The sequence below is a fragment of the Pseudomonas sp. FW306-02-D09B genome (assembly GCF_058782685.1).
Window position 1 is genome coordinate 131,285 of sequence record NZ_JBYSXY010000003.1, and the last position, 22,377, is coordinate 153,661.

General features: G+C 58.8%; 20 protein-coding genes. 1 reads left to right on the top strand and 19 read right to left on the bottom strand.

Going from position 1 to position 22,377, the window contains the following annotated elements:
• From surE to AC3WK5_RS07385, 5 genes are read right to left on the bottom strand one after another with little or no spacing between them, the layout of a single operon-like run.
• Nucleotides 1-750: a 5'/3'-nucleotidase SurE gene (gene surE, locus AC3WK5_RS07365; RefSeq protein ID WP_054595928.1), complete on the bottom strand. Its 750-nt coding sequence runs from the start codon at nt 748-750 to the stop codon at nt 1-3.
• A complete protein-coding gene (gene truD, locus AC3WK5_RS07370; protein WP_103315506.1) occupies nt 738-1,796 on the bottom strand; it encodes a tRNA pseudouridine(13) synthase TruD in 1,059 nt (352 codons plus the stop codon). Before truD ends, surE begins: the two co-directional genes overlap by 13 nt.
• Nucleotides 1,793-2,266, bottom strand: coding sequence for a 2-C-methyl-D-erythritol 2,4-cyclodiphosphate synthase (gene ispF / locus AC3WK5_RS07375; RefSeq protein ID WP_054595926.1), 474 nt, complete (start codon nt 2,264-2,266; stop codon nt 1,793-1,795). Before ispF ends, truD begins: the two co-directional genes overlap by 4 nt.
• Before the next feature lie 42 nt (nt 2,267-2,308).
• On the bottom strand, nt 2,309-3,154 hold the full coding sequence (gene fghA / locus AC3WK5_RS07380; RefSeq protein WP_103315507.1) for an S-formylglutathione hydrolase: 846 nt from the start codon (nt 3,152-3,154) through the stop codon (nt 2,309-2,311).
• A gap of 8 nt (nt 3,155-3,162) precedes the next feature.
• On the bottom strand, nt 3,163-4,275 hold the full coding sequence (locus AC3WK5_RS07385; protein ID WP_054595925.1) for an S-(hydroxymethyl)glutathione dehydrogenase/class III alcohol dehydrogenase: 1,113 nt from the start codon (nt 4,273-4,275) through the stop codon (nt 3,163-3,165).
• A gap of 106 nt (nt 4,276-4,381) precedes the next feature.
• Here AC3WK5_RS07385 and AC3WK5_RS07390 point away from each other — a divergent pair, with 106 nt between their 5' ends.
• A complete protein-coding gene (locus AC3WK5_RS07390; RefSeq protein WP_103315508.1) occupies nt 4,382-5,278 on the top strand; it encodes a LysR substrate-binding domain-containing protein in 897 nt (298 codons plus the stop codon).
• Nucleotides 5,279-5,971: 693 nt separating this feature from the next.
• Here the strand turns inward: AC3WK5_RS07390 and ispD are convergent.
• The 14 genes from ispD to AC3WK5_RS07460 all read right to left on the bottom strand — a co-directional run bounded on the left by ispD (nt 5,972) and on the right by AC3WK5_RS07460 (nt 22,370).
• A complete protein-coding gene (ispD, locus tag AC3WK5_RS07395) occupies nt 5,972-6,679 on the bottom strand; it encodes a 2-C-methyl-D-erythritol 4-phosphate cytidylyltransferase (protein ID WP_103315509.1) in 708 nt (235 codons plus the stop codon).
• The gene (ftsB, locus tag AC3WK5_RS07400) at nt 6,676-6,954 is read right to left on the bottom strand and encodes a cell division protein FtsB (protein ID WP_019692104.1); all 279 of its coding nucleotides are present in this window, start codon (nt 6,952-6,954) and stop codon (nt 6,676-6,678) included. The genes ispD and ftsB overlap by 4 nt, the downstream gene beginning before the upstream one ends.
• A 333-nt stretch (nt 6,955-7,287) precedes the next feature.
• Nucleotides 7,288-8,577, bottom strand: coding sequence for a phosphopyruvate hydratase (eno, locus tag AC3WK5_RS07405; protein ID WP_103315510.1), 1,290 nt, complete (start codon nt 8,575-8,577; stop codon nt 7,288-7,290).
• A gap of 163 nt (nt 8,578-8,740) precedes the next feature.
• The gene (kdsA, locus tag AC3WK5_RS07410) at nt 8,741-9,586 is read right to left on the bottom strand and encodes a 3-deoxy-8-phosphooctulonate synthase (protein ID WP_054595922.1); all 846 of its coding nucleotides are present in this window, start codon (nt 9,584-9,586) and stop codon (nt 8,741-8,743) included.
• Nucleotides 9,587-9,591: 5 nt separating this feature from the next.
• Nucleotides 9,592-11,223 (bottom strand): CTP synthase, encoded by a 1,632-nt coding sequence (gene pyrG / locus AC3WK5_RS07415; protein ID WP_054595921.1) that lies wholly within the window; start codon nt 11,221-11,223, stop codon nt 9,592-9,594.
• Nucleotides 11,224-11,497: 274 nt separating this feature from the next.
• A complete protein-coding gene (gene tilS, locus AC3WK5_RS07420) occupies nt 11,498-12,811 on the bottom strand; it encodes a tRNA lysidine(34) synthetase TilS (protein ID WP_103315550.1) in 1,314 nt (437 codons plus the stop codon).
• A gap of 201 nt (nt 12,812-13,012) precedes the next feature.
• Complete coding sequence (locus tag AC3WK5_RS07425) at nt 13,013-13,960, bottom strand: acetyl-CoA carboxylase carboxyltransferase subunit alpha (protein ID WP_019692099.1); 948 nt, start codon at nt 13,958-13,960, stop codon at nt 13,013-13,015.
• 153 nt (nt 13,961-14,113) lie between these two features.
• Entirely contained in the window at nt 14,114-17,635 is a 3,522-nt protein-coding gene (gene dnaE / locus AC3WK5_RS07430; RefSeq protein WP_103315511.1) for a DNA polymerase III subunit alpha, read from the bottom strand.
• A gap of 76 nt (nt 17,636-17,711) precedes the next feature.
• Entirely contained in the window at nt 17,712-18,338 is a 627-nt protein-coding gene (gene rnhB, locus AC3WK5_RS07435; RefSeq protein ID WP_081013746.1) for a ribonuclease HII, read from the bottom strand.
• An 11-nt stretch (nt 18,339-18,349) separates the two neighbouring features.
• A complete protein-coding gene (gene lpxB / locus AC3WK5_RS07440) occupies nt 18,350-19,483 on the bottom strand; it encodes a lipid-A-disaccharide synthase (protein ID WP_103315512.1) in 1,134 nt (377 codons plus the stop codon).
• A 2-nt stretch (nt 19,484-19,485) separates the two neighbouring features.
• The gene (gene lpxA / locus AC3WK5_RS07445) at nt 19,486-20,262 is read right to left on the bottom strand and encodes an acyl-ACP--UDP-N-acetylglucosamine O-acyltransferase (RefSeq protein ID WP_103315513.1); all 777 of its coding nucleotides are present in this window, start codon (nt 20,260-20,262) and stop codon (nt 19,486-19,488) included.
• Nucleotides 20,259-20,699, bottom strand: a complete 441-nt coding sequence (gene fabZ / locus AC3WK5_RS07450; RefSeq protein ID WP_007978374.1) for a 3-hydroxyacyl-ACP dehydratase FabZ — start codon at nt 20,697-20,699, stop codon at nt 20,259-20,261. The genes lpxA and fabZ overlap by 4 nt, the downstream gene beginning before the upstream one ends.
• Before the next feature lie 108 nt (nt 20,700-20,807).
• Nucleotides 20,808-21,863, bottom strand: a complete 1,056-nt coding sequence (gene lpxD, locus AC3WK5_RS07455) for a UDP-3-O-(3-hydroxymyristoyl)glucosamine N-acyltransferase (protein ID WP_054595916.1) — start codon at nt 21,861-21,863, stop codon at nt 20,808-20,810.
• Between the two features lie 3 nt (nt 21,864-21,866).
• A complete protein-coding gene (locus tag AC3WK5_RS07460) occupies nt 21,867-22,370 on the bottom strand; it encodes an OmpH/Skp family outer membrane protein (protein ID WP_019692093.1) in 504 nt (167 codons plus the stop codon).
• Between the last annotated feature and the right edge of the window lie 7 nt (nt 22,371-22,377).

The window sequence follows — 22,377 nt, forward strand, 5'->3', positions numbered from 1 at the left end:
TCAGCGCAGCCCCTCCAGCCAGCCATCAAGACTTTTGAAGGCATCATTGAAGGTACGATCGAGTTGCAGCGGGGTGATCGAGACATAACCCTGCATTACCGCATGGAAATCCGTACCAGGCCCGCCATCTTCCACATCGCCGGCCGCGGCAATCCAGTAGCCGGATTTGCCACGCGGATCGACCACTTGAATCGGCGCGGCAGCGCGGGCACGGTGACCCAGGCGAGTCAGCTGGATACCTCGAATATGTTCCAGAGGCAGATTCGGAATGTTCACGTTCAGCACCGTGCGCGGTGGCAAATCAAGGTCGGCATAAGCCTCCACCAGCTTGCGCGCAAAGTAGGCCGCCGTCGGCAGGTTTTCCACTTGCCGCGATACCAGCGAGAAGGCAAACGACGGCAGCGTGAGGAAACGCCCTTCGAGCGCCGCCGCAACCGTGCCGGAATACAGCACATCGTCGCCCAGGTTGGCTCCCATGTTGATCCCGGAAACCACCATATCCGGCTCGCGCTCCAGCAAACCGTTGAGGCCCAGGTGCACGCAATCGGTCGGCGTGCCATTTAGGCTGATAAAGCCATTGGCCAGGGTTTGCGGGTGCAACGGACGGTCAAGCGTCAGCGAACTGCTGGCGCCGCTTTTGTCCTGGTCAGGGGCAATAACCACGCACTCGGTGTAATCCGCCAGCGCAGCATGAAGCGCGGCAAGACCGGGCGCTGTTACCCCATCGTCGTTAGAAATCAGAATACGCATGAGCTGTCCGTCTGCCCCACCGGCACCAGATCGACGAGTTCACGCACCAATACGGTGGCGAAGCATCCGGCCGGAAGGACGAATTCCAGTTGCAGAATGTCCAGCGAGGGATAATGCCACGTCAACCCGCCAATGGGCAGCCGCAGGATGCGACGTTCTTGGCTCATTCCAGCGTTTATCAACCAATCGCGCAGATCCGCTTCGCCTGCCGCGACCCGCTGCTCCAGTTCATGAGTCGCACCGGTCGCAGGGGACTCGCCCTCGCCCCACAGCGGCCCGGTCGGGTGCAGGTCGAGGATTGCCAGGCGCGGATCACTGCATTCGGCTTCACCTGCCGGGAAGAAGCTGCGGCTGTCGGTGAACGCCAGCAAGTCACCGACCTGGGCGCGCTGCCAGCTGCCATCGGCGACTCGCGCCGCCAATACCTGATTGAACAGAAAGCTGCGCGCGGTAGAGAGCAGGCGTGAACGCACGTTGCGCTGCTCCGGCAAGGCTTTACGTGCCGCCCAGTCACGGGCATCCACCACGTTGCCGCCATTGTGGCCGAAACGCTGCGCGCCGAAGTAGTTGGGAATGCCTTGTTTGGCGATCAATTGCAGACGCGCGTCAATCGCGTCCTTGTCGCCAGCAAACTGGGTCAAGCGCAAGGTAAAGCCATTGGCCGAATGCGCACCGCGCTGCAGCTTGCGTTTATGGCGTGCGGTCTTGAGGATTTTCAGTGTGTCGTTTTCTGCCGCGGACAAGTCAGGATCGGCCTTGCCCGGCAATTGCACGCTGAACCACTGGCGGGTCAGTGCCTGGCGATCTTTCAAGCCGGCATAGCTGACGGTGCGCAACGGCACGCCGGCAGCCTTGGCAATCCGCCGGGCCGCCTCTTCGGTGTTCAAGCCGCGTTTTTCCACCCAGATCCACAGGTGTTCGCCTTCGCCGGTCAGCGGGATATCGAGGACTTCATCGACCTGAAAATCTTCCGCGATGGCTTTCAGTACGGCAGTGCCGAGGGCTTCACCGTAAGCGCGCGAGCCGAGCAATTGCAGTTCATTCATGCGCGCAGCAACAAGGCAACGGAGTGCACGGCGATGCCTTCTTCGCGACCGACAAAGCCGAGCTTTTCGGTGGTGGTAGCTTTCACGTTCACTTGATCCAACTCAACTTGAAGATCCGCGGCGATCAGCGCACGCATCGATTCGATATGCGGGGCCATTTTCGGCGCCTGGGCAACGATGGTGTTATCGACATTACCGACCTTCCAGCCCTTGGCGTGGATCAGCGCGACAACGTGACGCAACAGTACGCGGCTGTCAGCACCTTTGAATTGCGGGTCGGTGTCTGGAAAGTGTTTACCGATATCACCCAGCGCCGCTGCGCCGAGCAAGGCATCGCTCAACGAATGCAGCAAGACGTCGCCGTCGGAATGGGCGAGCAGTCCGAAACCGTGTGCAATTCGCACGCCGCCCAGAGTGATGAAATCGCCTTCAGCGAAACGGTGCACATCATAGCCGTGGCCAATACGCATAAAAAAACGCCCCGATTTAGTCAGGGCGTGATTCTACCTGCTTTAGGCGCCTAGAGCGTGTGCGTGATGTCGCAAGTGTTCATCAATAAAGCTGGCGATAAAGAAATAGCTGTGGTCGTAGCCCGGTTGCAGACGCAAGGTCAGCGGATGGCCGGCCAGTTTCGCCGCCTGCTGCAGCGCTTCGGGTTTGAGCTGAGTGGCGAGGAAGTCATCCCGATCACCCTGATCCACCAGCAACGGCAGCTTTTCGCTGGCCTCGCTGATCAACACGCAAGCATCCCATTCGCGCCACTTCGAACGCTCTTCGCCCAGGTAGCGCGAAAACGCCTTCTGACCCCACGGGCAATCCATCGGATTGTTGATAGGCGCGAAGGCCGACACCGACTGATACCGCCCAGGGTTGCGCAAGGCACAGACCAGCGCGCCGTGCCCGCCCATGGAGTGGCCGCTGACGCCACGTTTGTCCGAGGCCGGAAAATGCGCTTCGACCAACGCAGGCAATTCCTGCACCACGTAGTCGTGCATCCGATAGTGTTTGGCCCAAGGCTCCTGCGTGGCGTTCAGATAGAACCCGGCACCGTGGCCGAAATCCCATGCGCCATCCGGGTCGCCCGGAACATCGGCACCTCGCGGACTGGTGTCCGGCGCGACGATGATCAACCCCAGCTCGGCCGCCATGCGCATCGCGCCGGCCTTGTGCATGAAGTTTTCGTCGGTGCAGGTCAATCCCGACAACCAGTACAACACCGGCAGCTTGCCGCCCTGCTCCGCTTGCGGCGGCAAGTACACGGCAAACACCATGTCGCAGCCCAGCACTTCGGAATGATGCTTGTAGCGTTTATGCCAGCCACCGAAGCTCTTCTGGCATGAGAGATTTTCCAGACTCATGACCGACCTCAGAAATGGATGACAGAGCGGATGCTTTTGCCTTCATGCATCAGGTCGAATGCCTTGTTGATGTCTTCCAGGCCCATGGTGTGGGTGATGAACGTGTCCAACGGGATTTCGCCGCTCTGGGCCATTTCCACGTAGCTTGGCAACTCGGTGCGACCGCGCACGCCGCCAAATGCCGAACCGCGCCAGACGCGACCGGTCACCAGTTGGAACGGACGGGTGGAGATCTCCTGGCCAGCACCGGCAACGCCGATGATCACCGACTCACCCCAACCTTTATGGCAGCACTCCAGCGCCGCACGCATCAGTTGTACATTACCGATGCACTCGAAGGAGAAGTCGACGCCGCCGTCAGTCATGTCGACGATCACGTCCTGAATCGGACGGTCGAAATCTTTCGGGTTCACACAATCGGTAGCGCCCAACTGCTTGGCGATTTCGAACTTGGCCGGGTTGATGTCGATGGCAATAATTCGCCCCGCCTTGGCTTTGACCGCACCGATGACCGCTGACAGACCAATGCCGCCCAGGCCGAAGATGGCCACGGTGTCGCCCGGCTTGACCTTGGCAGTGTTGATGACCGCGCCGATACCGGTGGTGACGCCGCAACCCAGCAGGCAGACTTTTTCCAGTGGTGCCTCTTTAGGAATCTTCGCGACGGAAATTTCCGGCAATACGGTGTATTCGGAAAAGGTCGACGTGCCCATGTAGTGGAAAATCGGCTGACCTTTGTAGGAGAAACGCGTGGTGCCGTCTGGCATCAGGCCTTTGCCCTGGGTCGCACGAATAGCCTGGCAGAGGTTGGTCTTGCCCGACTTGCAGAATTTGCACTGGCCGCATTCCGGGGTGTACAGCGGAATCACGTGATCGCCGACCGCGACCGAAGTCACGCCTTCGCCGATAGCTTCGACAATCGCGCCACCTTCGTGGCCGAGGATCGACGGGAAGATACCTTCCGGGTCAGCGCCCGACAGGGTGTAGGCGTCGGTATGGCAAACACCGGAGGCGACCACACGCAACAGGACTTCACCCGCCTTGGGCATGGCGACATCGACTTCAACGATCTCAAGGGGTTTCTTGGCCTCGAAGGCAACGGCAGCGCGCGACTTGATCATCCTGTCTCTCCAGCGAATAAAAACGAGACAACGAGTGTAAAACACCACCGGACGATTAATAATCCAGCCGAAAGCAAAACATTATTGCTGCACAGGGATAATCCTCATGTCCGAGAACCGCTGGGAAGGCATCGATGAATTCGTCGCCGTCGCCGAATGCAACCAGTTCACGGCTGCCGCCGAACGCCTCGGGGTTTCGTCCTCGCACATCAGTCGACAAATCGTACGCCTTGAAGAGCGCCTGCAAACCCGCCTGCTTTACCGCAGTACCCGTCGGGTGACGCTGACCGAAGCCGGGCAGACGTTCCTGCAACACTGCCAACGCTTGCAAGACGGACGCGAAGAAGCCTTGCGCGCCGTCGGCGACCTGACCAGCGAACCCAAAGGCATGCTGCGCATGACCTGTGCAGTGGCGTACGGCGAGCGCTTCATCGTGCCTCTGGTGACCAGCTTCATGGGGCTTTATCCACAATTGCGGGTCGATATCGAGCTGAGCAACCGTCCGCTCGACCTGGTGCACGAGGGCCTGGACCTGGCAATCCGGCTCGGCCGCCTGCAAGACTCACGACTGGTGGCCACGCGCCTGGCGCCACGACGTATGTACTTGTGCGCATCACCGTCCTATCTGGAACGGTATGGCCGACCGCACAGTTTGTCCGAGCTGAGTCGACACAACTGCCTGATCGGCAGCTCGGATATCTGGCAACTGGAACAGGACGGCAGAGAATTTTCCCAGCGAGTACAAGGCAATTGGCGCTGTAACAGCGGGCAAGCAGTGCTGGACGCAGCGCTACAAGGTGTCGGGTTGTGTCAGCTGCCGGACTATTACGTGCTGGAGCACCTGAACAATGGCGCACTGGTGTCGTTGCTGGATGCCCATCAACCACCGAACACCGCCGTCTGGGCACTGTATCCACAGCAACGGCATCTATCGCCGAAAGTGCGCAAACTGGTGGACTATCTGAAAGAAGGGTTGGCAAAAAGGCCGGAATACCAACTTTGATCAAAGGATCAAAGGATCAAAGGATCAAAGAATCGCAGCCTACCGCAGCTCCAAAGATAACCAATGACACGCCCCCACCACTCAACAGGCCGAGCGTTAGCTCGCCTGCCGCTGCTGATCTTGATCCACCCGCCCCTATCGGAAGGCCGAGCGCAGGTGTTCATCAGGGGGTGGGCGCGCAGCGCCGTACGGCGCAGCCGGACACATCGAGAGGAGGTCGTCGCGAAGCAGACCGTAGGCGATGCCCCCTGATGAATACCGGAGTGAGGGAACGCCGAGCCTAGGCGAGGTGCCGTACGCTTGGGGCGAAGACCTTTGCTTCCTTTGGGGCGTTTGCCAAAGGGAGTCGCCGTCAGGGCGAAACCCTAAGCGGTCGTTACCGCAGGAATGGATATGTACACCTGCAGGAGGTTGGTCGGCTTTCAGGCCGCCATCGCGAGCAGGCTCGCACAGTTGAACGGTGTACATTCGCAAGAGATGGGTCGGCTGTCAGGCCGCCTTCGCGAGCAAGCCCGCTCCCACAGTTGAACTGTGTACATCTGCGGGAGGTTGGTCGGCTGTCAGGCCGCCTTCGCAGGCAAGCCAGCTCCCACAATTTTGATTGGTGTACATCTGCAAGAGATTGGTCGGCTGTCAGGCCGCCATCGCGGGCAAGCCCGGCTCCTACATCAGGTGAGCGGTATGACAGAGGAATCAGCGGCGACTAGCCCAACGCAGCCGCAACCATTCAAGGTCTTCAGGCCGAGTAACCTTGAGATTATCCGCCCGCCCCTCGATCAAGCGTGGCGCCTGACCCGACCACTCCATCGCAGACGCCTCATCAGTAATGGTCACATCAGCCACCAGACTGTCCGCCAACGCCCGATGCAAAGCCCCCAAACGAAACATCTGCGGCGTATACGCCTGCCAGATCAAACTGCGATCAACCGTTTCAAGGACCCGACCATGCTTGTCCACACGCTTGAGCGTGTCACGCGCAGGCACAGCCAGTAACCCGCCGACAGGATCGTCAGCCAACTCCGACAATAACTTGTCGAGATCATCACGGGTCAGATTCGGCCGCGCAGCATCGTGGACCAACACCCAGTCTTCATCTGCAGCGCCTAGCGCATGCAAATGCAGCAACGCGTTCAGCACCGAACCCGAGCGTTCTTCACCACCGTCCACCCGCTGGATACGCGGATCGGTAGCACACGCCAGGGTCGGCCAATAAGGGTCATCAACGGCAAGACTGACCACCAGGCCTTTCAAGGCTGGATGATCGAGGAAACAGCCAAGGCTGTGTTCGAGAATAGTGCGCCCGCCCAGTTGCAGATATTGCTTGGGACGGTCCGCGGCCATGCGGGCACCGACGCCCGCGGCAGGAATCACGGCCCAGAAGGCCGGTAACGTATTCATCATTGAGCCAACTGGTAAAGGGTTTCACCGTCCTTGACCATGCCCAACTCATGGCGAGCCCGCTCTTCAACGGTCTCCATGCCTTTTTTCAACTCACTGACCTCGGCGTCCATGACCCGATTGCGCTCCAGCAACGACTCGTTCTCAGCATGCTGATCAGCAATTTGCTGAGTCAACTCGGCCACTTGCGCCAGACTGCCATTACCCACCCACAGGCGGTATTGCAGACCAGCCAGCAGCAAGAGCAAGACAAGAAACAACCAGTAAGGACTGCGCATCGAATATCAGGTATCCAGTGAAAAAAGACAGCCATGCCAACTTTAAAGCTTCTGATAGCACGAAGCCTGGAAGAACCAGGCTCGTACTTATAAGGCATCAGATTAGTGGCAAAAATCCCGATCAGTCACTGTAAAAACTACTGCAGGCTGTGCGCCTTCGGCGCTACGCACAAAATACTGCGTTAAAAACAGGCTCGGACTGCTCATTTACAACACGTAAACTCCGCGTCCTCGCCTGTTTTTGCCTTGTCTTTCCTGCGCTCGCTACGTTTTTACAGGGACTGATGCTGCGATTTTTTCGACACAATCCGGTGTCTTTTTAACTACCCAAGCTTAGCCGCGGAATTCGCCACGACCGTTGTACTTGGCTTTGCCGCCCAATTGCTCTTCGATGCGCAGCAGTTGGTTGTACTTGGAAACGCGGTCGGAACGGCACAGCGAACCGGTTTTGATCTGGCCAGCCGAAGTGCCCACAGCCAGGTCGGCAATGGTCGAATCTTCGGTTTCGCCGGAGCGGTGCGAGATCACGGCAGTGTAACCAGCGGCCTTGGCCATCTGGATCGCTTCCAGGGTTTCGGTCAGGGTGCCGATCTGGTTGAACTTGATCAGGATCGAGTTGGCGATCTTCTTGTCGATGCCTTCTTTCAGGATCTTGGTGTTGGTCACGAACAGGTCGTCGCCCACCAGCTGGGTTTTTTCGCCGATTTTGTCGGTGAGGATTTTCCAGCCAGCCCAGTCGGACTCGTCCAGGCCATCTTCAATGGAGATGATCGGGTAACGTTCGGTCAGGCCTTTGAGGTAGTCGGCAAAACCTTCAGCGGTGAACACCTGGCCTTCACCGGACAGGTTGTACTTGCCGTCTTCGTAGAATTCGCTGGCCGCGCAGTCCAGAGCCAGGGTCACGTCGGTGCCCAGTTTGTAGCCAGCGTTGGCCACGGCTTCGGAGATTACTTTCAGTGCATCTTCGTTGGACGCCAGGTTCGGTGCGAAACCACCTTCGTCGCCCACCGCAGTGCTCAGGCCACGAGCCTTCAGTACAGCTTTGAGGTGATGGAAAATCTCGGTGCCCATGCGCAGACCTTCCGAGAAAGTCTTGGCGCCCACTGGCTGAACCATGAATTCCTGGATGTCGACGTTGTTATCGGCGTGCTCGCCACCGTTGATGATGTTCATCATCGGAACCGGCATCGAGTAAACACCCGGAGTACCGTTCAGGTTGGCAATGTGTGCGTACAGCGGCAGGTCCTGGTCGTGGGCAGCAGCCTTGGCAGCAGCCAGCGACACGGCGAGGATTGCGTTGGCGCCCAGGCAGCCCTTGTTCTCGGTACCGTCCAGCTCGATCATGATGCGGTCGAGGGCTTTCTGGTCAACCGGGTCTTTACCCAGCAGCGCGGTGCGAATCGGGCCATTGATGTTGGCTACAGCTTTCAGTACACCCTTGCCCAGGTAACGGCTCTTGTCGCCATCACGCAGCTCGAGCGCTTCGCGCGAACCGGTGGAAGCACCGGACGGCGCGCAAGCGCTGCCGATGATGCCGTTATCGAGAAGCACGTCCGCTTCGACGGTGGGATTGCCACGGGAGTCGAGAACTTCACGACCTTTGATGTCGACGATTTTTGCCATTGTTGTAAACACTCCAAAGTTGACGAAAACGCTGTAGGAGCACGGCTTGCCGGCGATGGGGCCCTCAAGGACACCATCGCTGGCAAGCCCTGCTCCTACAAGAGCAGTGCGGCCAGCGGGCCAGAGCGATAAATCGAGCGGTACTTTACCGGAGAATTGAGGATTACGCGGTTTCTACCGTCGGAAAACTCTTCACCAACTCGTCCAGAGCCTTGAGCTGAGCCAGGAATGGCTCCAGTTTGTCCAGACGCAAGGCGCAAGGGCCGTCACATTTGGCGTTGTCCGGATCCGGATGCGCTTCCAGGAACAGGCCGGCCAGCGACTGGCTCATGCCCGCCTTGGCCAGGTCGGTGACCTGCGCACGGCGTCCGCCGGCAGAATCCGAGCGACCACCAGGCATTTGCAGCGCGTGGGTCACGTCGAAGAACACCGGGTATTCGAACTGTTTCATGATGCCGAAGCCGAGCATGTCCACGACCAGGTTGTTATAGCCGAAGCTCGAACCACGCTCGCAGAGGATCAACTGATCGTTACCGGCCTCTTCGCATTTGCTCAGGATGTGTTTCATTTCCTGAGGGGCGAGGAACTGGGCTTTCTTGATGTTGATCACAGCGCCGGTCTTGGCCATCGCGACGACCAGATCGGTCTGGCGCGACAGGAAGGCCGGCAACTGGATGATCTCGCAGACTTCAGCGACAACTGCAGCCTGCTCAGGCTCATGGACATCGGTGATGATCGGCACGCCAAAGGCTTGCTTGATGTCCTGAAAAATCCGCATGCCTTCCTCGAGGCCGGGGCCCCGATAGGAGGTTACCGACGAACGATTGGCCTTGTCGAAGCTGGCCTTGAATACGTAAGGGATACCGAGTTTCTCGGTGACCTTTACGTACTCTTCACAGACCTGCATCGCCATGTCACGGCTTTCCAGCACGTTCATGCCACCGAACAGCACCATCGGTTTGTCGTTGGCGATTTCGATGTTGCCTACGCGGATGATCTTCTGAGCCATCAGGTTCAAGCCTTCTTCTGGTGTTGAGCCAAAGCTGCTTTGACGAAACCGCTGAACAACGGGTGGCCGTCGCGCGGAGTCGAGGTGAACTCCGGGTGGAACTGGCAAGCAACGAACCATGGGTGGTTCGGCGCTTCAACCACTTCAACCAGCGCACCGTCACCGGAACGACCGGAGATTTTCAGACCGGCTTCGATCAGTTGCGGCAGCAGCTTGTTGTTCACTTCATAGCGATGACGATGACGCTCGACGATCACGTCCTTGGCGTAGCAATCGTGAACCAGGGAGCCGGCTTCCAGCAGGCATTCCTGAGCACCCAGACGCATGGTGCCGCCCAGATCGGACGATTCGGAACGGGTTTCAACGGCACCGGTGGCATCTTCCCACTCGGTGATCAGACCCACGACCGGGTGACCGCTGGTGCGATCGAATTCGGTGGAGTTGGCATCTTTCCAGCCCAGCACGTTACGGGCGAACTCGATCACGGCGACTTGCATGCCCAGGCAGATACCCAGATATGGAACCTTGTTTTCGCGAGCGTATTGAACGGCGGTGATCTTGCCTTCCACGCCACGCAAACCGAAGCCGCCAGGCACCAGAATCGCATCAGCGCCTTCCAGCAGCGCGGTGCCCTGGTTCTCGATGTCTTCGGAGTCGATGTAACGCAGGTTGACCTTGGTACGGTTGCTGATGCCGGCATGACTCATCGCTTCGATCAGCGACTTGTAGGCGTCCAGCAGTTCCATGTACTTGCCGACCATGGCGATGGTGACTTCGTGCTCAGGGTTGAGCTTGGCATCGACCACGGCTTCCCACTCGGACAGATCGGCGCCGCCACATTGCAGGCCGAAACGCTCGACGACGAAATCATCCAGGCCCTGGGAATGCAGGATGCCCGGGATCTTGTAGATGGTGTCGGCGTCTTCCAGCGCGATGACCGCACGTTCTTCAACGTTGGTGAACTGCGCGATCTTGCGACGCGAAGAGATATCGATCGGGTGGTCGGAACGGCACACCAGCACGTCTGGCTGCAGGCCGATGGAACGCAGTTCCTTGACCGAGTGCTGAGTTGGCTTGGTTTTGGTTTCGCCGGCAGTGGCGATGTACGGCACCAGTGTCAGGTGCATCAGCATCGCGCGCTTGGCGCCGACTTCGAAACGCAATTGACGGATGGCTTCGAGGAACGGCTGGGATTCGATGTCACCCACGGTGCCACCGATCTCGACCATCGCCACGTCGGCATCGCCTGCACCCTTGATGATGCGGCGCTTGATTTCGTCGGTGATGTGCGGAATCACCTGGATGGTTGCGCCCAGGTAATCACCACGGCGCTCTTTGCGCAGGACGTGCTCGTAGACACGGCCGGTGGTGAAGTTGTTGTTCTGGGTCATGGTCGTGCGGATGAACCGCTCGTAGTGGCCCAGGTCCAGGTCGGTCTCGGCGCCGTCGTGAGTGACGAACACTTCACCGTGCTGGAACGGGCTCATGGTGCCCGGGTCAACGTTGATGTACGGGTCCAGCTTGAGCATGGTGACCTTAAGTCCCCGCGCCTCCAGGATGGCCGCCAATGAAGCCGATGCAATGCCTTTCCCCAATGAAGAAACAACACCGCCCGTGACGAATATGTAGCGCGTCATGAAAAACCCTAGAAGTCTGCGTTAAAGCGGTCCGAGCCGCCGGGGAAAGCGAAGGAAGGCCGAAGCCCCCGATCACCTGCATTAATTACAGTGCATCTTTCAAAAAAACCGCCGCGTTGGGACAGACCGGAAGAAGAATCACCGGTACGTTGCTCGCTACACATTTTTTGGAATCGCCCAGCAAAGACTGCTTGGTAATCGGCAACTCCTGCAATTCAGCTGAATCCACAGAAGTTGTATCAAGAAGGGAGCGTAGTCTACCGGAAAGCCCCTTTCAGCTCAAACCTTGATCGTTGATCGCTGGCTGCCACCGCAAAAGACCGTTTCCCCCCGCACTACCGTCGAGCCCACGCAGGTTTGCCACCGCGAGCAATTGTTCATTGCAGAAGAGCAGCGGCAATCTGCCACGGGCAAACAGCGGCAGGCCGCTTTCATTGAGCAAACGCTTGAGGTCGCGATGCCCGCGCCCCGGCAAATGCATGTTTTCACCGCCCTGCCGGTAGCGCACGCTTAATACGCCGGCAGGAATGGTCCCGCTGAAGGTCAACCGGCCGTTGTTCGGCAGCAGCAGTGCCACCGACGGATCAGGCCAAAGCGGAGCCGGCTCGGGGAGGTTCAGCCAATGGCCGGACAACCACCAGATTCGCCCGTTCGCACGATGCAACTCACCGTCGGCCAGGCGCCAGATCGGCCGTGCATCCGTCGCTGCATCGCGCAAATTTTCCCAACCCGACCAATGGTCGCTGTCCGGCATCCGCGTCAACGGCGCCAGCCAGTGGCTGAGAGCATTGCGCTGGCGGGCGGCGGAAAGCGTTTCAAGCGCAGCCATTTCCAGCGACGGCACGCCCAGCCAATCGAATTCGCTGACCGTTGCGGCGGGCGCCAGATCCATCTCGGCCAAATCATCGAGCAAACCCTGCGCTTCACTCAAATGCGCGGCGCTGCGAGCGATGGTGGCCACGGCCTGTGGCCAACGCTGAGTGAGCGCTGGAAAAATCTGCTGGCGAAGGTAATTACGAGAAAACTGTTGATCGGCGTTCGACGGATCCTCGATCCAGCTCAACCGATGCTCGACGGCATAGGCTTCGAGTTCAGCCCGCGACACCTCAAGCAACGGTCGCAGCAAAAAACCACGGCCCAAAGGACGCTGTGACGGGATCGCCGACAAACCTCTCACCCCTGCCCCGCGCAACAGGCGGAACAAGAGGGTTTCCGCCTGATCGTTCTGGTGCTGCGCCGTGAGTAGCAGCTCATTGGTTTGAGTCGCCTCGACAAAGGCGCCATACCGCGCCTCGCGCGCCGCGCGCTCCAGGCTCGCCCCAGGCTGAACCTGAACGTGAATAACCTCCAATGGCACCCCCAGGGCGTCACACACCGACTGACAATGTCCCGGCCACGCATCAGCCGCAGCCTGGAGACCGTGATGGATATGAATGGCTTTGAGTTCAGGCAGGGAATGTTTTTTTGCGAGTTGCGCAAGAAGGTGCAGCAGAACGGTGGAGTCGAGACCACCGGAGAAAGCGACACGCCAGGTCGGCGCGGTGTGCCAGGGAGCCAGGCGTTTGAGAAGTGCAGCTGAAAGGCTCATGAACATCCCCAAACCTGCAGGAGCAAAGCTTGCTCGCGATGAACTTGTGGTGAGGAGGCTTGCCCCCGTTCGGCGGCGTAGCCGTCGCAAAAAGGTCGATTCGTTCGATCGCATCGACTGTATTTGGGACTACTTCGTAGTCCAACGGGGGCAAGCCCCCTCACCACAACAAGACTCGCTCCTACAGAGAGCTGTGCTCGATCAGAGACCGTAGCTCATCAGACGCTCGTAACGGCGGGCCAACAGCGCGTCGTTGTCGAACTTCTTCAGCATCGCCAGTTGCGAGCTCAGTTCCGCACGGATCGAAGCAGCAGCAGCGGCCGGATCACGGTGCGCGCCACCCAGCGGCTCGCTGATCACTTTATCAACGATACCCAGGCCTTTCAGGCGCTCGGCGGTGATGCCCATGGCTTCAGCGGCATCCGGGGCTTTCTCGGCGGTTTTCCACAGGATCGAGGCGCAACCTTCCGGCGAGATCACCGCGTAGGTCGAGTACTGCAGCATGTTCAGCTGGTCGCAAACGCCGATCGCCAGCGCACCGCCGGAACCACCCTCACCGATCACGGTGGCGATGATTGGGGTTTTCAGGCGGGCCATGACACGCAGGTTCCAGGCAATCGCTTCGCTCTGGTTACGCTCTTCAGCGTCGATGCCAGGGTATGCACCCGGGGTGTCGATGAAGGTCAGGATCGGCATTTTGAAACGCTCGGCCATTTCCATCAGACGGCAGGCCTTGCGGTAGCCCTCCGGGCGCGGCATGCCGAAGTTGCGGCGAACTTTCTCGCGCACTTCACGGCCTTTCTGGTGGCCGATGATCATCACCGGCTGGTCGTCCAGACGGGCAACACCACCGACAATCGCAGCGTCGTCGGAGAAGTGACGGTCACCGTGCAATTCATCGAACTCGGTGAAGATGTGTTCAATGTAGTCCAGGGTGTACGGGCGACGTGGGTGACGCGCCAGACGCGCGATCTGCCAGCTGGTCAACTTGCCGAAGATGTCTTCGGTGAGCGTGCTGCTCTTGTCCTGCAAGCGGGAGATTTCATCGCCGATATTCAGCGAATTGTCATTACCGACCAAGCGCAACTCTTCGATCTTGGCTTGCAGGTCGGCGATCGGCTGTTCGAAATCAAGAAAATTCGGGTTCATAGGCGTCCGTCTTGGGTCGACGTCCAAGAGAGCTTGGGCCGGCCGGTTGTCTATTCGCGCCCTACCTTAAGGGACAGGCGCGTTCAGGTCGAGATTAAAAATTGGGTCAAGGTCAAGGCCAAGCTTTCAAAAGTAAAGAATGGCACCTGACCGTCAACGGTATTGGAGGAAGACGTTGTCTCGCCCGAACTGGTCACGCAGGGCTTGAATCAAGGCATCCGCCGGATCGATTCGCCAGGTCTCGCTGAACTGCAACAAGGCCTTGGCGTCAGGACTGGTGTACTCCATGGTAATCGGACACGCACCACGATGACGCTTGAACAACTCACCCAGCCAGCGTAGCTGATCGCCTTTGAGGTCTTGGGTCTGGACCTTCAAGCGCAGGCTTTCGGCCAGGTTGGTGCGTGCGTCCTCCATGCTCATCACCCGCTTGACCCGCAAGCGCAGGCCACCGGAGAAGTCGTCATTGCTGACTTCGCCTTCGACCACCACCATCGCGTCAGTCTGCAACAGCGACTGCGCGGAATGGAACGCCTCGGCAAACAGCGACGCTTCGATCCGGCCCGAACGGTCGTCGAGGGTGATGAACCCCATCTTGTCGCCCTTTTTGTTCTTCATCACCCGCAAGGCGATGATCATGCCCGCGACCGTTTGTGTATCACGCGCCGGTTTCAAATCGATGATGCGTTGACGGGCAAAGCGGCGGATTTCACCTTCGTATTCGTCGATCGGGTGACCGGTCAGGTACAGCCCCAGGGTATCTTTCTCCCCCTTCAGGCGCTCCTTGAGCGTCAACTCCTTGGCCTTGCGGTGATTGGCGTAGACGTCGGCGTCTGCTTCGACAAACAGGCCGCCAAACAGGTCCGCGTGGCCACTGTCGTGGGTCCGTGCGGTCTGCTCGGCCGCCTTGATCGCTTCTTCCATGGCCGTCAGCAAGACTGCGCGATTGCGGTCGATGTTGGCCTGATAGGCTTTCGGTTCGTCGTGGAAATACGGACCGAGTCGGTCCAGCGCACCACTGCGGATCAACCCGTCGAGGGTCCGCTTGTTGATGCGCTTGAGGTCGACTCGGGCGCAGAAATCGAACAGATCCTTGAATGGCCCTTCCAGGCGCGCTTCAGTAATTGCTTCAACCGGCCCCTCACCAACCCCCTTGATCGCCCCCAGACCGTAAATAATCCGGCCTTCGTCGTTCACCGTGAACTTGAACTCCGAGGTGTTCACGTCCGGCGCGTCGAGGCGCAGCTTCATGGTCCGCACTTCTTCGATCAAGGTCACGACCTTGTCGGTGTTGTGCATATCCGCCGAGAGTACCGCAGCCATGAACGGCGCCGGGTAGTGGGCTTTCAGCCAGGCGGTCTGGTACGACACCAGGCCGTAGGCGGCGGAGTGAGATTTGTTGAAGCCGTAACCGGCGAATTTTTCCACCAGGTCGAAAATGTTACCGGCAAGGTCGGCATCGATATTATTGGTCGCGCAACCTTCAATGAAGCCACCACGCTGCTTGGCCATTTCTTCGGGTTTTTTCTTACCCATGGCCCGACGCAGCATGTCCGCACCACCGAGGGTGTACCCGGCCATGACCTGAGCGATCTGCATCACCTGTTCCTGATACAGGATGATGCCGTAGGTCGGCGCCAATACCGGCTTGAGGCCTTCGTACTGGTAATCCGAGTGCGGGTACGCCAGTTCGGCGCGACCGTGCTTACGGTTGATGAAGTCATCCACCATGCCCGATTGCAACGGACCGGGACGGAACAACGCCACGAGTGCGATCAAGTCTTCCAGGCAGTCGGGCTTGAGCTTTTTGATCAGCTCTTTCATGCCGCGCGACTCGAGCTGGAACACTGCGGTGGTTTCAGCTTTTTGCAGCAGCGTGTAGGTCGGTTTATCGTCCAGCGGGATAAATGCGATATCCAGCGGCGGCTCATTGACCTTGGCGCGGTCGCGGTTGATGGTTTTCAGCGCCCAGTCGATGATGGTCAGGGTTCGCAGACCCAGGAAGTCGAACTTCACCAGACCGGCCGCCTCGACGTCGTCCTTGTCGAACTGGGTTACCAGGCCGCCACCTTCTTCGTCGCAATAGATCGGCGAGAAGTCGGTCAGCTTGGTCGGTGCGATCACCACACCACCGGCGTGCTTGCCGACGTTACGCACAACGCCTTCAAGCTTGCGCGCCATCTCCCAGATTTCCGCAGCCTCTTCATCGACCTTGATGAAGTCGCGGAGGATTTCTTCCTGCTCGTAGGCTTTTTCCAGGGTCATGCCGACTTCGAAGGGGATCATCTTCGACAGACGATCCGCCAAACCGTAGGACTTGCCCTGCACCCGCGCCACGTCACGGACCACAGCCTTGGCGGCCATGGAACCGAAGGTGATGATCTGGCTTACCGCGTTGCGGCCGTATTTCTCGGCCACGTAGTCGATCACCCGGTCACGACCGTCCATGCAGAAGTCGACGTCGAAGTCGGGCATGGATACCCGTTCCGGGTTCAGGAAACGTTCGAACAGCAGGTCATATTCCAGCGGGTCGAGGTCGGTGATCTTCTGTACATAGGCCACCAGCGACCCGGCACCCGACCCACGGCCAGGACCTACCGGTACGCCGTTGTTCTTGGCCCACTGGATAAAGTCCATAACGATCAGGAAGTAACCGGGGAAGCCCATCTGGATGATGATATCCAGCTCGAAATTCAACCGGTCGACATAGACCTGACGCTTGGCCTCGTAATCTTCGGTGGTGTCCTTGGGCAGCAGAACGCTCAAGCGCTCTTCCAGGCCGTCAAAGGAGACTTTGCGGAAATACTCGTCGATGGTCATGCCATCGGGAATCGGGAAGTTGGGCAGGAAGTGCTTGCCGAGCTTCACATCGATGTTGCAGCGCTTGGCAATCTCGACGGTGTTTTCCAGCGCTTCGGGCAAGTCGCTGAACAACTCGGCCATTTCCTCGGCGCTTTTGAGGTATTGCTGGTCACTGTAGTTCTTCGAGCGGCGCGGATCGTCGAGCGCCCGCCCTTCACCGATGCATACGCGGGTTTCGTGAGCGGCGAAATCTTCCTGCTTGATGAAGCGCACGTCGTTGGTGGCCACCAGCGGTGCGCCGATCTTGTCAGCCAGGGCCACGGCGGCGTGCAACTGTTCTTCGTCGTTGGGGCGATTGGTGCGCTGGATTTCCAGATAGAAGCGATCCGGGAATACGGCCATCCACTCACGGGCCAGAGTCTCGGCCTCATCAGGATTGCCACCGAGCAAGGCGATACCGATCTCGCCCTCCTTGGCCGCCGACAACATGATCAAGCCTTCGTTGGCCTCGGCCACCCATTCGCGCTCGATGATGACCTGGCCATTGCGCTGGCCATCGATAAAGCCACGCGAAATCAACTCGGTGAGGTTGCGGTAGCCAACGGCGTTCATCGCCAGGAAGCTGATCCGGCTCAGCGGATTGTCAGGATCCTTGTTCGACAGCCACAGGTCAGCGCCACAGATCGGCTTGATCCCGGCGCCCATGGCGTTTTTGTAGAACTTGACCAGGGAACACATGTTGTTCTGGTCGGTGACCGCCACGGCAGGCATGTTCATGCCGACCAGGGTCTTGACCAGCGGTTTGATCCGCACCAGACCGTCGACCAGGGAGTATTCAGTGTGCAGGCGTAGGTGAACGAATGAAGCCGGCATAGTGATCCTGTCTGAAAACGTGAAGACAACAAGGCCCGGATTGTACCGGGCCTTGGCAAAAACATCAGCCTTGTGACTAGCTCTCGATCAAACCCTCGCGGGCCTCGTAAGCAAGGCGCACCGGCGCGAACGAACGCCGGTGAATCGGTGTCGGCCCCAGTCGGGCCAAGGCTTCCAGATGAACGGGCGTCGGGTAGCCTTTGTGGCCGCCGATGCCATAACCCGGGTAAATCAATTCGAATGCCGCCATTTCGCGATCACGGCTGACTTTCGCCAGAATCGATGCCGCTGCGATGGCCGGAACCTTGCTATCGCCTTTAACCACCGCTTCAGCCGGCATGGCCAGCTTCGGGCAGCGGTTGCCGTCGATCATCGCCAGCTTCGGCGTGATGTGCAGACCTTCGACGGCACGCTGCATGGCCAGCATGGTGGCGTGCAGAATATTCAGTTCATCGATTTCTTCGACTTCGGCACGTGCGATGCACCAGCTCAGGGCTTTCTCGCAGATTTCGTCGTAGAGCTTTTCACGGCGTGCTTCGGTGAGTTTTTTCGAGTCATTGAGCCCGAGAATCGGCCGGTTCGGATCGAGGATCACCGCCGCCGTCACCACAGCGCCGCAAAGCGGGCCACGACCCACCTCATCGACACCGGCGACCAGATCTTCGACGTCTGCGACGAGGGTAAAATCCAGACCCATTTGCATCTTTACGTTACTCACTGAGATTTGCCGATCAGATTGAGGACGGCATCTGCGGCCTGGTTCGAGGCGTCGCGACGCAAGGTCCGGTGAATCTGGTCAAAACCGGTGGTTTGCTCTTCACCGCCATCGATCAATGGCGACAGCGTCAGCGCCAATGCCTCGGGGGTTGCATCGTCTTGCAGCAATTCGGGCACCAGCAGACGCTGGGCCAGCAAATTCGGCAAGGAGATGTAAGGGCTTTTCACCATGCGCTTGAGAATCCAGAACGTCAGCGGCGCCAGACGGTAAGCCACGACCATCGGTCGCTTGTACAACAGCGCTTCCAGCGTGGCGGTTCCCGAAGCAATCAGCACCGCGTCGCAAGCGGCCAGCGCCTGATGGGAACGACCATCGAGCAGGGTCACTGGCAAATCGCGGCCCGCCAACAGCTCTTCGAGCTGCACGCGGCGCTCGGGGCTGGCGCACGGCATGACGAACCGCACACCGGGGCGCATGGCCCGCAAACGCTCGGCGGTGTCGAGGAACAAGGCACCCAGGCGCCCAACTTCCCCACCCCGACTGCCTGGCATCAGCGCAACCAATGGGGCGTCTTCTGGCAATCCCAGTTCGGCGCGCGCAGCCGTGCGGTCAGCCTCAAGGGGGATTGCATCGGCCAGGGAGTGACCGACAAACCGCACCGGCACGCCTTTCTCTTCGTAGAATTTGGCTTCAAACGGGAACAGCGTGAGCATCAGATCGCAGCCTTCGCGAATCTTCAGCACGCGCTTTTGACGCCATGCCCAAACCGATGGGCTGACGTAATGCACGGTCTTGATCCCGGCCTGACGCAGTTTGAGTTCAATGTTAAGGGTGAAGTCCGGAGCGTCGATACCGATGAAAACATCCGGCTTTTCGGCTATGAGGGTCGCGATCAGTTTTTTTCGACGAGCCAACAGCTCACGCAAGCGGCCGAGCACCTCGACCAGGCCCATGACCGCCAGACGCTCCATCGGGAAGTAAGACGTCAGGCCTTCAGCCTGCATCAGCGGACCGCCGACACCGATGAACTCAACCGCAGGATGCTGAGCCTTGAGCGCCCGCATCAGACCTGCGCCCAGAATATCGCCGGAGGCTTCGCCCGCCACCAGTGCAACACGCAGATTGGCCATGATTAACGGGTGATGCCGCGAGTCGAAGACTGAATGGAGTCACGGAATATCGCGACTTCCGGAAACTCTTCCGACGGCTCGGCCAACTCGGCAAGCGCTTGTTCGACTGTCAAACCCTGGCGATAAACCACTTTGTAGGCACGGCGTAATGCGTGGATCGCCTCTTCGCTGAAACCACGGCGACGCATGCCTTCGAAGTTCATGCTACGGGCTTCGGCAGGGTTGCCGAACACCGTGACATAGGCTGGAACATCCTTGCCAATGGCTGTGCCCATACCGGAAAAGCTGTGGGCGCCAATATGGCAATACTGATGAACCAGGGTAAAGCCTGACAGGATCGCCCAGTCATCGACATGCACATGACCGGCCAACGCGGTGTTGTTGACCAAGATGCAGTTATTGCCGATAACGCTGTCATGACCAATGTGGGCATAGGCCATGATCAGGTTGTGGTCGCCCAGAGTCGTTTCGGAACGATCCTGAACGGTGCCACGGTGAATCGTCACGCCTTCACGGATGACATTGTGGTCACCGATCACCAGGCGGGTTTCTTCACCCTTGTACTTCAAATCGGGCGTGTCCTCACCTACCGAGGAAAACTGGTAAATGCGGTTGTGCTTACCAATACGCGTCGGCCCTTTGAGAATCACGTGCGGGCCAATCACTGTTCCCTCGCCGATTTCCACACCAGCGCCGACGATCGACCATGGGCCGACCTCGACGTCGTCGGCCAGAATGGCCGTCGGATCGATGATTGCGCGAGGGTCAATCAAACTCATAGCTTGCGTTCCGCACAGATGATTTCAGCAGAGCAGACTGGCTTGCCATCGACCGAAGCCTGGCATTCGAACTTCCAGATCTGACGCTTGCAGCTGATGAACTTGGCTTCAAGAATCAACTGATCACCCGGCAGAACCGGCTGGCGGAAACGCAGCTTGTCGGAGCCAACGAAGTAGTAAAGCGTGCCATCGGCCGGCTTGACGTCGAGCATTTTGAAACCAAGGATCCCGGCAGCCTGAGCCATCGCTTCAATGATCAATACGCCGGGCATGATTGGATGCGCCGGGAAGTGACCATTGAAGAACGGCTCGTTGATGCTGACATTCTTGTAGGCGCGAATGCGCTTGCCCTCAACATCCAGCTCCACTACCCGGTCCACCAACAGGAACGGGTAACGGTGAGGCAGGTATTCGCGAATCTCGTTGATGTCCATCATTTCGGGGGGAAGCCTATGTAAAGATTGGGAGCGCGCGACTGACGCACACTCCTCTAGCAAATCAAGGAGGCAGTCTAACGGCTGTGCACACTTGATATGGAAATGGTATCAGCCATCTGATGAAGCATTGCCGTCAGGGGTCACGTCCCCAACACGCTTTTCCAGCTGTCGCAGACGTCGCGCGATATCATCGAGTTGACGGATACGTGCGGCGCTTTTGCGCCACTCGGCAGCCGGTTGCATAGCTGTCCCGGAGGAATAGGAACCCGGCTCGGTAATCGAGTGAGTCACCATGGTCATCCCGGTCAGGAATACGTTGTCGCAAATATCAATGTGTCCGACCAGCCCCACACCACCTGCCAGCATGCAGTGCTTGCCGATTTTGGTGCTGCCGGAAATCCCCACGCACGCCGCCATGGCGGTGTGATCACCGACTTGCACGTTGTGGGCGATCTGAATCTGGTTATCGAGCTTCACGCCATTGCCGATGATGGTGTCAGCCAACGCACCGCGGTCGATGGCGGTATTTACGCCAATCTCCACATCGTCACCGATCAATACCCCACCCACCTGGGCGATCTTCTGCCAGATGCCTTTTTCGTTGGCAAAACCAAAGCCTTCACCACCGAGCACGGCACCGGACTGAATCACCACGCGCTTGCCGATGCGTACGTCGTGGTACAGGGTCACACGCGGGGCCAACCAGCCGCCCTCACCGATCTCGCTGCGCGCACCGATGAAGCAGTGGGCACCGACCGTCACGCCGGCGGCAATTCGCGCAGCACTTTCGATCACGGCAAACGCGCCAATGCTCGCAGCCGGATCAACCACTGCGTCCGCTGCCACCACCGCTGTCGGATGGATACCGGCAGCAGCCTTGGGCTTGGGGTCGAACAGATGGGAAACCCGGGCATACGCCGCATACGGATCAGGCACAACCAGCGCATCACCGGCAAAACCTTCTGCGTCAGCGGCCTTCAGCAACACGGCTGCGGCCTGGCTGTCAGCCAGATATTTACGGTATTGGGGGTTTGCCAGAAAGCTCAACTGAGCTGGGCCAGCCTCCTGCAAGGTGGCTAGCCCAGTGATTTCTTTCTCCGCGGAGCCACGGAGAGTGGCCCCGAGGAACTCGGCCAATTGACCGAGCTTTATAGTCGCTGTCATGGATTACTTCAGCTGATTCATGCGCTCGATAACCTGGCGAGTGATGTCGTACTGAGGCTTGACATCAATCACTGCGCCACGCTCGAAGACCAGGTCAAAAGCACCTTTCTTGATGACTTCTTCCACAGCGCTGTCCAGTTTCGGCTTGAGCTGCTTCAGCATTTCACGGTCAGCAACGGCTTTGGCTTCGTTCAGCTCTTTGGACTGGAACTGGAAGTCACGGGCCTTTTGCTTGAATTCAAGCTCAAGACGCTCACGCTCGCCCTGGGCCATCTTGTCGCCACCACTTACCAGACGATCCTGAATGCCTTTGGCACTGCTTTCCAGGGTTTTCAGCTTGGTCAGCTGTGGCCCGAACTTCTTCTCGGCATCCACGGCGTACTTCTTCGCCGCGTCAGATTCCAGCAGAGCCATTTGATAGTTCAGTACCGCGATTTTCATTTCGGCAAATGCCGGGGTTGCTACCAGGACAGTTGCCAGGAGAACCAATTGAGTCAACTTACGCACGATGCAC